The organism is Methanoculleus sp. UBA430 (assembly GCF_002506585.1).
Classification (GTDB): domain Archaea; phylum Halobacteriota; class Methanomicrobia; order Methanomicrobiales; family Methanoculleaceae; genus Methanoculleus.
On record NZ_DAXW01000016.1, the window covers coordinates 251,281 to 264,170 of the forward strand.

Consider the following 12,890-nt stretch of genomic DNA (forward strand, 5'->3'; position numbering starts at 1 on the left):
TAACACCATGGTTCTCCCGGAATTTGTTGTGGTCCTCTGCACGGCCCCGCCCGGCGAGGCGGAGGCGATCGCGAAAGCGCTCGTCGATGCCCGGCTTGCCGCCTGCGTGAACGTCACCGGCGTGCAGTCCAGTTACCGCTGGGAGGGGGCGGTTCAGAGCGAGCCCGAAGAGCTCCTGATCATCAAGACGCAGCAGAGCCTCCTTGATACGCTCATCGCGAGGATCAAGGGCCTCCACAGTTACGAGACCCCCGAGATCATCGCGATGCCGATCGTTGGCGGCTACACCCCCTACCTCGAGTGGATACGGGAGGAGACGACGTGATGGAGATCGTCTGCCGCGCCGGGATCCAGGCGACGGAGGAGGGTGTGCGCGACGTCCATGACGACATCATCGTCGAGGATCGCGTCAGGCTCTTCCTGAACGGCGAACCCCTGACGACCCTGGTGGCGAGTGCCGACCGTCTCGAGGATCTCGGTGCCGGGTTCGTCATCAGCGAGGGATTGGCCGACAGGGTCGATTCGGTAGAGGTCCGCGGAAAAGAGATCCATATCACCGCCCCATCGCGGAAGGACGTCGAGCTCGTGACGGAGTCCTCAGGGGGCTCCTCTGCGGCCGGCGAGCCGAAGTCGGTCACGTCCCTCCTCACCGTCACGGCGGAAACCATCCGTGCGGTCACGGCATCGATCGAGTCCGATACCTGGCGGAGAACCGGCGCGGTCCACTGTTCGGTTCTCTTCTGCAACGGGGAGTTCGTCACCCGGGCCTGCGATGTCGGGCGGCACAACACCGTCGACAAGGTCGTGGGCTACGCGGCCTTAAAGGGGCTCGACCGGTCGAGGTGCATCCTCGGCTGCACGGGGAGACAGCCGTCGGGGATGGTGGCAAAGGCGGCGAACGCGGGCATCCCGATCGTCGTCTCCCGCGCCGCCTCGACCGACCGCGGCATCCTCACGGCGGAGGAGGCGGGGATCACCCTCATCTGCTTCTCGCGTGGGGAGCGGTTCACCATCTACACGCATCCTGAGAGGATGCCCGAAGTCGTTTTAGAACTGGAGAAGACCAGAGTATGACAGAAAAGACTGCACTGATCCTGCTGGGCTGCCCGCAGGTGCCGGTCCAGACGAGCATGGCGCTTTACCTGATGCACGGATTGAAGGAGCATGGTATCCGGCCGGTGGTCGCCGGGACGGTGGCCGCGCGGAAACTGATGGAGGTCGCCGACCCCGGCCGGCACTACCTGGAAGAGATGGCCGACCTCGACGACATGATCGACGAGATCACGGGGAAGCGGCGGGACTTCGACCTCTGCTTCGTCTTCATCCACAACGACTCCGGGGTCGCCTACGCGGGCACCATGGCCTACATATCGCAGGCCCGGCTCTATGCGCTCCTCTTCGGGGAGCACGCGGAGGACCTTGCAAAGGAGATCGAGTTCCCCTGCGAGGTCGTCGCGGCGAAGGCCGTGCACAACCCGATGCCGCTGAAGCGCAAACTTGACGAGGTGATGCAATGGGCTGTCTCGAAGCGTTGAAACCCGAGATCATCCTCTCCCAGGCATCGTTCAAGGACGCCCGGGAGTATATCAAGAAGAACGTCCGGGAGTATCACGAGGTCGAACCGGGCTACAAGATCCATGATGTCCATATTATCGGTGTTGCGCCGCTCTATATCGGCGTCGAGGGCGAGGACCTGATCTTCCCCTACACCAAGCCCTGTCACGGGACGTTCGTGGTAAAGGTCGCGGGCCACGAGGAGATCGCCCGGCTGCGGGCGAGGAAGAAGTAGCCCTTCGGGGAAAAATGTGCGGCCGGTATCTCACCGGCACTATACTCTTTTGAGCGTGTCGATCGCAACCCCATACTGCTCGCCGTCCTGCAGGTAGACGAGTTCAAGCTCGTCCGGCCCCACAACCTCGCCGAGACAGTACCCGCCGTCCTGCTCGGCGGTCGAGAGGGTCCTGCCGTCACGCCCGATGACGCCGGCGATCGCCGTCCGCGTTTCCGTCCCGTTCGCGGTCGTAAACACTGTATAGCCGGAGAAGATCCGGCCGTGCTGTTCGGATATCATCATCGTCATCGTGACGGTGGAGTAGTCCGTGAACCCCGTGCCCCCTTCGTATCCGGTCATGGCCGCGGTCCAGTTGCCGGTGAGGTCGGGGATGGCCGTGGTGCCTGTGTGCACCGGGGCCGCTGCCGGCCCGGTGTAGACCCCGGAGCCGAGCCACCAGTCCTCGTCCACCTTCATCACATACCCCAGCTTCGACTCGACCGTCCGGTTGTGTGCGGGGTTGACGTAGTAGAACCGGACGAACCCTGAGCCGTTCTTCGCCGCGTCGATGAACTGCCGGGTGTAGGGGTTGCCGAAGGCGTCGAGTTCGTCCATCCGGCTCACGCCGATCTTATCGGGGTCGAACGGGTGGGCGAGGGCGACGTTGTTGAAGTCGTAAGCATAGATGTAGAGTTCGCCCCGGACGAACGACCCGTTCGGGTCGGAAAACTCGGCGAGGGCCTTTTCTTTGCTGTTTGCATGCGCATACGCAACCGCGCTCTCGACGAAGGCGACGAGCGTCTCGTTTGTAATGTGGCTCGCGGGGTTGAGGGCGTCGGGGGTTCCGGGCGTTGAAGCGTTGATATCGGGCTCGCTCTGCATGCACCCGGTAGTTATCAGAACCAGGCCGAGGATGCAGAGGCACAGGAATGGGGTGGGCGAGATTCTCATGTCATTGATTCGGTTCTCCTTCCATTAAAAGTGTATATTTTTATATGGAGACCCTGTAGAGTCCCCAAAAAGGTGGAGACCCTGTCCCGTCTCATCGATCGTGGAGTGAATCGCCGTCCTTGAACCGCGCCGGATCTAGCGGTGCACCCCCCTCCGCCAGACCAGGTAGCCGCCGGCGGCGAGCACCAGGACGGCCCCGGCGACAAGGGCGGCGGTCCCGAGCGGGAACTCGGGTGCCGGCCCGCCGGCCGGTGCGGCCGCGGTCTGTTCCGCGGTGGGTTCTGCGGCCGCCTGTACAGTGGTCTGTGCCGCTGTCGGGGTCGTCACCGCACCGATCTCCTCGATCCCGGTGATCGCGAAGAGGGAGAACCCGGGACTCGTTGCCGTGAAGGTGACCGTCGTCCCGCTGTCGTCCACGACCCACGTCGGGAGGGCCTCCCACACGGTGCCGTTGTAGTGGTACATCACGATATCCTCGGGGGTGAACCCGTGCTCATCGAGCCACGTCTGCGGAACGGAGAAGGTGATGTTCGCGCCGGTGATCTCCTCGAACCTGGCTGGCACCAGGTCGACGTACTGGTACGGGGTGCCCGGCGCCGGGGGGATCCCGGAGCCCGGAGAGGACTGTTTCCAGCCGGTGACGACGAACGTCTTGATCCCGGTGCCGGTGACGTTGACCTTGCTCACGGCGGAGTTCCCGCCCACGTTATAGCCGTCCGGTCCGCCCGTCGAGCCGCCGCCACCGCCGCCGCTGTAGACCGGCCTTGAGGTCGGTGTGGGAGCCGTGACCGTGACGTACCCGCTCCGTGAGAGGGTGTTGCTCCCCGCCGCGTTACTGACCGTCAGGTTGACCGTGTAGGTTCCAGCGGCGGTGTAGGTGTGGGCCGGGCTCTGCTCGGTCGATGTTGCGCCGTCGCCGAAGTCCCAGGCCCATGAGGCCGGTCCTCCTGTGGAGGCGTCCGTGAACTGCACGGCGAGCGGCGCGGTGCCGGAGGTCGGCGTGCCGCTGAAGGCGGCCGTCGGAGCGACCGGTGCGGCTGTGACCGTGACGTACCCGCTCCGTGAGAGCGTGTCGCTTCCCGCCGCGTTATCGACCGTCAGGCTGACGGTGTAAGTTCCGGCGGCGGTGTAAGTGTGGGTGACGTTCCTCTCCGCTGCGTCCGTGGTGTTGTGCCACGCACCGTCACCGAACGACCAGTTCCAGGCGGTGGCCGAACCGGTCGAGGTGTCGTTGAACTGTATGGCGAGCGGCGCGGTGCCGGAGGTCCGATTGGCGATGAAGTTTGCCACCGGCGGAACTGGTGCGGCGGAGATCGTGATGTAGTCGGCTCTGGTGCTTGTGTCGCTCCCTCCCGCACTGCTGGCCGTCAGGCTGACTGTGTAGGTTCCGGCGGCGGTGTAGGTGTGGGTGGCGTTCCTCTCCGCTGCGTCCGTGGTGTTGTGCCACGCACCGTCGCCGAACGACCAGTTCCAGACGGTCGGGGAGCCGGTCGAGGTGTCGTTGAACTGTACGGCGAGCGGCGCGGTGCCGGAAGTCGGCGTGCCGCTGAAGGCTGCCGTCGGAGCGACGGGGGCGACCGTGACCGTGATGTAATCGGTCAGTCGCGTGCTGTCGTACCCGCCGGCATTGGATGCCTGCAGCGTTACCGTGTAGGTGCCCGGGGTGGTAAAGGCGTGCGAGGGGTTCTGGAGCGAAGACCCTGCGGGCTGGAGCCGCCAGATGTCGTTTCTGGCGCCGGGATCGCCGCCGCCCATGAGTATGATGCTCCCGTCCGGCATCGCGACGCTGGTGTGGCTGCTTCGTGCCGACCACCCGACACTCTCGGACAACCGTGTCCATGTCGAGCCGTTATCGGTCGACCGCCAGGTGTCGTTTCGGGGGGTGTTCGTGCCGCTCTGGCTATCGTCATTCCCGCCCATGAGGACGATGCTCCCGTCCGGCATCGCGACGGAGGTGTGGTAGTACCGCGCTGTCCACCCGGAACTTGCGTTCATGCATGTCCAGTGGGCTCCGCCATCGGTCGACCGCCAGGTATCGTTCGTCATGCGGGTGGGGTTATTCGTCACCCCACCCATGAGTATGATGCTCCCATCCGGCATCGCGACGGTGGTGTGGCCGAACCGCTCCGTCCATCCGGAACTTGCGTTCATGCACGTCCAGTTCCCGCCGCCATCGATCGATAGCCAGGTGTCGTTATAGTATATGTCGACGGAGCTGTTGCCAGCGTCACCGCCTGTGAGTATGATGCTCCCGTCCGGCATCGCGACGGTGGCGGAATCGGATCTCCCCTCCCACCCGGAACTCACGTTCACGCATGTCCAGTTCCCACCGCCATCGATCGATCGCCAGGTGTCGTTCAGGCGGGTGTTGGTGGGGTCCGATCCCCCCATGAGTATGATGCTCCCGTCCGGCAGCGCGACCGCTGCATGGGAGAGCCGCTTTGTCCACCCGGAACTTGCGTTCACGCACGTCCAGGTGGCTCCGCTATCGACCGACCGCCAGGTGTCGTTCAGGCGGTTGTTGTTATACCCACCCATGAGTACGATGCTCCCGTCCGGCATCGCGACGCTGGTGTGAGCTTCTCTTGCCGACCACCCGGCATTGGGCAACTGCGTCCAGGCTTCGCCGTAGGTCTCGTCACTGAAAAACCACGCCCAGCCGGTCGGGCCGCCGGTCGAGGCGTCGGTGAAGGAGACGGTCAGCGGTGCGGTGCCGGTGGTCGGCGTGCCGCTGAACGCGGCCGTCGGGGCCCCCGCAGCCGTGACCGTGATGTAGTCGGTTCTGGTGCTCGTGTTGCTTCCCGCCGCATTGCTGGCCGTCAGGCTGACCGTATAGGCCCCGGCGGAGGAGTAGGTGTGGGTGGCGTTCCTCTCCGCTGCGTCCGTGGTGTTGTGCCACGCACCGTCGCCGAACGACCAGTTCCAGACGATCGGCGAACCTGCCGAGGTGTCGTTGAACTGCACGGCGAGCGGCACGGTGCCGGAGGTCGGGGTGCCGGTGAAGTTTGCCGTCGGGGCGACCGGTGCGGCGGTGACGGTGATGTAATCGGTCCGGCGCGTGCTGTCGTACCCGCCGGCATTGGATGCCTGCAACGTTACCGTGTAGGTTCCCGGGGCAGTATAGGTGTGCATGGGGTCCTCAGCGTTTGATCCGGCGGGCTGGAGTTTCCAGACGTCATTCCCGCCGCCCATGAGGACGATGCTCCCGTCCGGCATCGCGACGCTGGTGTGGCTCTGCCTTGGCGACCACCCGGCGTTGGGCAACTGCGTCCATGTCGTGCCGTTGTCGGTCGACCGCCAGACGTCGTTCGATTGGCCGTCATACAAATTCCAGCCGCCTATGAGCACGATGCTTCCGTCCGGCATCGCGACGGAGGTGTGGTCGTACCGCGCCGCCCACCCGGAACTTGCGTTCATGCATGTCCAGTGGGCTCCGCCGTCGGTCGACCGCCAGACATCGTTCTGCCGGTCGCTGTCGTCACCCTCACCGCCCATGAGCACGATACTTCCGTCCGGCATCGCGACGGAGGTGTGGCCGAACCGCTCCGCCCACCCGGAACTTGCGTTCATGCATGTCCAGTTCCCGCCGCCATCGATCGATCGCCAGGTGTCGTTATACAATAAGTCGGAGAGTTCGTCGCCAGCGTCACCGCCCGTGAGCACGATGCTCCCGTCCGGCATCGCGACGCTGGTGTACCGCCATCTTCCCTCCCACCCGGAACTCACGTTCACGCGCGTCCAGTTCCCGCCGCCATCGTCCGATCGCCACGTGTCGTTCAGGTAGTTGCCGTCCCTGTCCCGCCCGCCCATGAGGACGATGCTTCCGTCGGGCAGCGCGACCGCCGTATGACCCGATCTTGGCGTCCACCCGGAACTTGCGTTCACCACCGTCCAGGTTGTGCCGTTATCGGTCGACTGAAAGGTGTCGTTAGAGGCGCCGGTATAGCCATCACCATAACCTCCCATGAGTACGATGCTTCCGTCCGGCATCGCGACGCTGGCGTGATGCCATCTCGACCACCCGGCATTATCGGTCTGTTCCGTCCACGTCCCGTTATACGTCTCGTCGCCGAAGAACCACGCCCACCCGGTCGGGCTGCCGGTCGAGGTGTCGGTGAACTGTACAGCCAGGGGCGCTGCCCCGGAGAGTGGCGCGCCGCTGAACGCCGCGTCAGGTGCGGCAGCGCTTACGGTGCCGATCAGCAGCAGGAGAGCCAGAATCGGCAAGCAAAACGTCGTTAAGGAAATAGCCGTTTTGAATTCAGACATTTTTGAATGTGTATTTTAACCCACCATAAGTGTTACGCTTTTACATCGGCTACCCTGCGGTCATTCTGATCAAACGCTCATTACCTGGATGGCAGTTTTCCGTAACGGCTCTCTTCTAAGGTTATTCTCCCAGCCGGGGTGTGGAGCCGGGTCGGCGCAGAGGTTACGCCGATACGGGCGGGTACCGTCTCCATGAGCGAACCTGAGCATGCTGTTGATCGGGATGGGGCCCGGTAATCTCGGGGAGATGCTCCGCGGTCGCGGACATAGCCCGTGGCAATTTCGTCTTAAAAAAAGGGGTTTTCTGTTCACCGCATCAATCATAGTCGCGGAAGAGCGCCGGGTTCTGCCGGTAACTCTACCTGCGCCTGACCAGGTAGCCTCCGGCGGCGAGCAGCAGGACGGCCACGAATGCAAGGGCAACTGTCCCGGCCGAGAATCCCGGCGCCGGTTTGCCGGCCGGAGCGGCCGTGGTCTCTGTCGCGGTGGGCTCTGCCGTCGCCGGCGGCGTTGTCGCTGTCGGGGTCGTTATGGCCTCACCGGCTTTCTCGACCCCGCTGATCGCAAAGAGGGAGAACCCGGGGGTCGTTGCCGTGAAGGTGACCGATGTCCCGGAGGTACCCTTGACCGTCGTCGGGAGCGCCTCCCACGCCGTGCCGTTGTAGTGGTAGAGCACGATATCTTCAGGGGTGAACCCGTGCTCATCCAGCCACGCGGCCGGGACGGTGAAGGTGATCGTCGCGCCGGTGATCGTCTCGAACCGGGCCGGCACCAGGTCGACGTACTGGTATGGGGTGCCCGGCGCAGGGGGGATCCCGGAGCCTGGAGAGGGCTGTTTCCAGCCGGTGACGACGAACGTCTTGAGCCCGGTGCCGGTGACGTTGACCTTGCTCACGGCGGAGTTCCCACCGACGTTATAGCCGCCGTCCGGCCCGGCCGTCGAGCCGCCGCCGCCACCGCCGCCGCTGTAGACCGGCCTGCTGGTCGGGGTTGCGGTTGGAGTCGGTGCGGCGGAGACCGTGATGTAGCCGGCCCGGGAGAGCATGTCGGTTCCGTCTGCGTTATCTACCGTCAGGTTGACGGTGTAGGTTCCGGCAGCGGCGTAGGTGTATGTGGCGTTCCTCTCCGCTGCGTCCGTGGTGTTGTGCCACGCGCCGTCGCCGAACGACCAGTTCCAGGCGGTGGGCGAACCGGTCGAGGTGTCGTTGAACAGTATGGCAAGCGGCGCGGTGCCGGAGGTCGTATTGGCGATGAAGTTTGCCACCGGCGGAACTGGTGCGGCGGAGACTGTGATGTAGTCGGTTCTGATGCTCGTGTCGCTCCCCACCGCATTGCTGGCCGTCAGGCTGACGGTGTAGGTTCCGGCGGCGGCGTAGGTGTGCGTGACGTTCCTCTCCGCCGCGTCCGTGGTGTTGTGCCACATGCCGTCGCCGAACGACCAGTTCCAAACGATCGGCGAACCGGCCGAAGTGTCATTGAACTGTACGGCGAGCGGCACGGTGCCGGAGGTCGGGGTGCCGGTGAAGTTTGCCGTCGGGGCGACCGGTGCGGCGGTGACGGTGATGTAACCGATCTGTCGCGTGGCGCTGTAGCCGTCGGCGTTGAACGCCTGCAGCGCTACCGGGTAGGTGCCAGGCTCGGTGTAGGTGTGCGTGGGGTTCCGGGCGTTTGATCCTGCGGTTTCAAGGCGCCAGACGTTGTTCGAGCTGCCAAACCCGCCCATGATTACGATGCTCCCGTCCGGCAGCACGACCGCCGTATGGAAGGCCCGTACCGGCCATTCGGCGTGCTCGGTCACCTGCGTCCATGTCGTGCCGTTGTCGGTCGATCGCCAGACGTCGTTCCTCGGGTTGTTGTCATACCCGCCCATGAGTACGATGCTTCCGTCCGGCATCGCGACGCTGGTGTGGCCCTGCCGGTTCGACCATTCGGCGTGCTCGGCCACCCGCGTCCAGGTTACGCCGTAATTGTCTGATCGCCAGACGTCGTTATCCCCGTTGCGGCCCATGAGTACGATGCTCCCGTCCGGCAGCACGACGCTGGAGTGGTCATATCTTGCCCCCCAGGGGGCATCGGGCAACTGCGTCCAGGTTGCACCGTAATTGTCTGACTGCCAGACGTCGTTCAAGCCGCTGCCGTCGCTGTTACTACCGCCCATGAGTATGATGCTCCCGTTCGGCATCACGACGCTGGTGTGGTCATATCTTGCCGTCCAGGGGGCATTGTTTATAACCCTCGTCCAGGTTGCACCGCCGTCGGTCGACTGGTGGACGTCGCGATACACATCGGGCCAAGAATCCTTCCCTCCCATGAGTATGATGCTTCCGTTCGGCATCACGACGCTGGTGTGACCTTGCCGCAACCCAAACGGGAAGGGACTGTTCGCAATCTTGTCCCACGTAGTGCCGTTATCAGCCGATCGCCAGACGTCGGCATTCCCGGAGCCGCTTATGAGGACGATGCTTCCGTTCGGCATCACGACGCTGGTGTGATCGTATGCCGACCACCCAGGGCTCCCGTTCGCCTCTGTCCACGTCCCGTTATACGTCTCGTCGCCGAAGAACCACGCCCACCCGTCCGGTGTGCCGCCGGCCGAGGCGTCGGTGAACTGTACAGTCAGGGGCGCTGCCCCGGAAGTCGTGCTGCTGTAGAACGCCGCTTCCGGTGCGGCGGCGCTTGCGGTGCCGACCAGCAGCAGGGCTGCAGCGACCAGGCACAGCGTCATCAATGGTATGCTTTTCGAAGGATTCCCTATATGCTATTAGAAGGAAGTAAGAATCTATATGCGTTCGGTTTTGTTACCGGAGATCTGGCCATATCCCCTTTAAATAGATCAAGATTATCGGGTTGTACCAGGCGTGCGATCCCTCTTTCACGCCGGGTCTGGATCGAAAAAGATGAGCGTTTTTCGTCTCTCACCGCACCAATGGTAGTCGCGGAAGAGCGCCGGGTTCTGCCTGTGCTGCCACCAACGTCGGACCAGGACTCGCGTTCGCTTCTGTCCACGGTTCGCTGTACGTCTCGTCGCCGAAGAACCACACCCGGCCGGTCGGCGAAGGTTACGGTCAGGGGGTGCTATGCTGAACGCTGCTTTCAGAGCAGCAGCGCTGCTAAGTGCCGACAGGCCATAGCGAGCCCGATCTTCTCCGCCGGGACCTTCATTGCGGTCATCGCTACTTCGCTCATCCGGGAGGGTATCCTCTTCCAGAACATGGGGGTTAACGCGTGGCTGGTGTCCCGGGCGCGACTAAAGAATGAGGTATAAATTCCCCAAGGGCGGTACATACATTACCGGGAGCGGATCGGGGATCGTGCCTGCCGGGGGTGCTGTCCTGGCCAGTTGGGTTCTCCCCGGGCCTGCTGATCCGCCCTGTACGGCAGCGTGGAAGGGTGAGTGTCCGGAGAGCATCATCACGGGTGGATGATCGTGAAACACAGCGGCAACCGACCTCAAGCCGGGATACCTGAGTTTGCAACCGATATGGGCGGATGCCGGGCCCTGCATGTGAGTGAGACCATGAGCGGACCGTTGAGGGTGTTGTTGATCGGAGGGAGATTCGGCGACGTCCGGCGTATCGGGGAGATGCTCGCCGGGTGTGGGCGGGAAGTCGCGCTGGCGCACTGCGAGCGTATCGAGGACGGGCCTGCCGCCGTATCGGGCGACGAGGTCGAGGTCGTCCTCCTCGATCTCGCGGACGGCCGGGGAGCGGGGATCGTCGGCCGCCTGCGGGAAGCGGCGCCGGAGACGCCGATCATCGTGCTCACCGCCGCGAACGACGACCCTGTCGTGTCCGATGCGATGGAACGCGGCGCGCAGGACTACCTGGTCAAAGGGAAGACGGACGCGGAACTCCTCTGCCGGGCCGTCAGGTATGCGCTGGAGCATCGAAGAGCCGCGCGTGCGCTCCGGCACTCGGAGGAGACCTACCGGAGGCTGGTCGAGAACCTCAACGAAGGCGTCGTCGCTGTCGACGAGGCCGGGATCATCACCTTTGCAAACCCGGCGATGGAAGAGATCCTCGGCCGTTCTGCCGGGGGCCTTGCCGGGCTCTCCATCGCCGGGTTCATCGATACCGGCAGCCATGGCGGGGAAGGCGGGAGCCCGTTCTGCCGCCGGACCGACCAGAGACAGGAGTTCGAGACGGACTTCCTCGCCGCCGGCGGCGGGCGGGTCCACGCGCTCGTGGTCACGTCGCCGCTCGTCGACGCGGACGGCGCCTTCTCCGGCTGCCTTGCAGGTGTTCTCGACATCACCGACCGCAAAAATGCCGAGGAGGCACTCAGGCAGAGCGAGCAGAAGTACCGGCTCGTCGTCGAGAGTCTCAGCGAAGGGATATGGGTGCTCGACCCGGACGCCTGCACATCGTTTGTCAACCCCCGGATGGCAGAGATGCTCGGCTACGCCCCGGAGGAGATGATCGGGAGGTCCATCCACTCGTTCATCCCGGCCGCGCACACTGCAACAATGGAGGACCGCCTGAGATTCCGGAGAGACGGCGCCCGGGAGGAGTACGAGTGCGAGTTCATCACCCGGGAGGGCGGCCGCATCACCGGGTTGATGATTGCCTGCCCGTTCAGCGACGATGCCGGTGAGTTTCAGGGTTCGATTGCCGGCGTGATGGATATCACCGAACGGAAGCGGGCGGAAGAGGATATCCGCACCCGGAACCAGCAGCTGACAGTCTTGAACCAGATCATCAGCGTCTCGGCCGCCTCCCTCTCCCTTGCGGAGCTCCTGGAGGAGTCGCTTGAGAAGACGCTGGAACTGATGGGACTGCATGTCGGGATCGTCTACATGCTCGACGCCGAGCGGAAACGAGCCCTGCTCCAGCACCAGAGTGGAATGCCTCAATCGTGTATGCCCAAAAACCGCATCATCAAGGTCCACCACTGGCCGTTCAACTTCATATTCATCGCCGGTCAGCCTCGCTACATCGAGCGGCATTCGGACCTCAACTCCATCGAGGCGAGCATTCTTGAAGAACTCGAGGTCTCGGCGCTCGCGTGCGTCCCCCTCATCGCCGAATCGGTCGTTGTCGGGGCGGTCTATGCCGGCAGCGCGGAGAAGGATTCTTTCTCCCGTGAGGAGAAGACGCTTCTAGAGACGATCGGTAAAGAGATCGGGTCGGGCATCCTCAAAGGGATGCTGCACAAGAAACTCGAGGCGGCGAACCGGGAGGCGAACCTCTACCTCGACATCATGACCCATGACATCAAGAACGCCGAGAACGTATCGAGCCTTTATGCAGATCTCCTCATCGAGATGCTGGGAGGAGATGCCGCGCTGTACGCGAAGAAGATCCGGAACAGCGTCCGCAAAAGCGCCGAGATCATCGGGAATGTCACGACGATCCGGCGTATCCACCATGATACGCCCGAGCTCGGCCCGGTCGACCTCGATGCCGTCATCCGGGAGGAGGTCGCCGCCTCCCCGGATATTGCGATCGAGGTCGGGGTCAGCCGCCGCCAGGTCTGGGGAGACGAACTCCTCTCTGAAGTCTTCGCCAACATCATCCGCAACGCCGTCAAGTTCGGCGGTCCGCGAGTCCGGATCACGGTCAAGGTGGAGGAGTATGACGACGAGAACGTGCTCGTTTCGATCGAGGATACCGGCCCCGGCGTTCCGGACGGGATGAAGGAGTCAATCTTCCACCGCTTCGAGCGGGGATGGGTCGAGGGGTGCGGCGACGGGCTCGGGCTTTTCATTGTCCGCACCCTCATCGAGCGCTACGGCGGCACGATCCGGGTGGAGGACCGGGTGGAGGGGCGGCCGGACCTCGGTGCGGCGTTCAGGTTCACCCTCCGCGAGTACCTCCCCTCCGGGGACGACGAAGACGACGAGTATCCGGACGGGGAGGTGTGCGAATGAGGTTCCCGCTCCCTCCTGGAGCACCCTCGG

At 63.9% G+C, this 12,890-nt stretch carries 8 protein-coding genes; 5 read left to right on the forward strand and 3 right to left on the reverse strand.

Annotation, left to right across the window (positions count from 1 at the left end; all coding sequences use genetic code 11):
* Window positions 1–7: 7 nt before the first annotated feature.
* From cutA to BRA49_RS13060, 4 genes are read left to right on the forward strand one after another with little or no spacing between them, the layout of a single operon-like run.
* Window positions 8–325, forward strand: a complete 318-nt coding sequence (gene cutA, locus BRA49_RS13045; protein ID WP_292386556.1) for a divalent-cation tolerance protein CutA — start codon at window positions 8–10, stop codon at window positions 323–325.
* Window positions 325–1,074 (forward strand): formate dehydrogenase accessory sulfurtransferase FdhD, encoded by a 750-nt coding sequence (gene fdhD / locus BRA49_RS13050; protein ID WP_292386557.1) that lies wholly within the window; start codon window positions 325–327, stop codon window positions 1,072–1,074. The genes cutA and fdhD overlap by 1 nt, the downstream gene beginning before the upstream one ends.
* Window positions 1,071–1,535, forward strand: a complete 465-nt coding sequence (locus tag BRA49_RS13055) for a DUF1890 domain-containing protein (protein ID WP_292386558.1) — start codon at window positions 1,071–1,073, stop codon at window positions 1,533–1,535. Before fdhD ends, BRA49_RS13055 begins: the two co-directional genes overlap by 4 nt.
* Entirely contained in the window at window positions 1,514–1,789 is a 276-nt protein-coding gene (locus tag BRA49_RS13060; RefSeq protein ID WP_292386559.1) for a DUF1894 domain-containing protein, read from the forward strand. Before BRA49_RS13055 ends, BRA49_RS13060 begins: the two co-directional genes overlap by 22 nt.
* Window positions 1,790–1,828: 39 nt before the next feature.
* Here the strand turns inward: BRA49_RS13060 and BRA49_RS13065 are convergent, their stop codons facing one another.
* The 3 genes from BRA49_RS13065 to BRA49_RS13075 form a co-directional block, all read right to left on the reverse strand.
* Complete coding sequence (locus tag BRA49_RS13065; protein ID WP_292386561.1) at window positions 1,829–2,722, reverse strand: cache domain-containing protein; 894 nt, start codon at window positions 2,720–2,722, stop codon at window positions 1,829–1,831.
* Between the two features lie 135 nt (window positions 2,723–2,857).
* Entirely contained in the window at window positions 2,858–6,949 is a 4,092-nt protein-coding gene (locus BRA49_RS13070) for a PKD domain-containing protein (RefSeq protein WP_292386562.1), read from the reverse strand.
* Window positions 6,950–7,349: 400 nt separating this feature from the next.
* Window positions 7,350–9,716: a Kelch repeat-containing protein gene (locus tag BRA49_RS13075; protein WP_292386563.1), complete on the reverse strand. Its 2,367-nt coding sequence runs from the start codon at window positions 9,714–9,716 to the stop codon at window positions 7,350–7,352.
* Window positions 9,717–10,508: 792 nt separating this feature from the next.
* On the opposite strand from BRA49_RS13075, the gene BRA49_RS13080 reads away from it, so the two are divergent.
* Entirely contained in the window at window positions 10,509–12,860 is a 2,352-nt protein-coding gene (locus tag BRA49_RS13080) for a PAS domain S-box protein (protein ID WP_292386564.1), read from the forward strand.
* Window positions 12,861–12,890 lie beyond the last annotated feature (30 nt).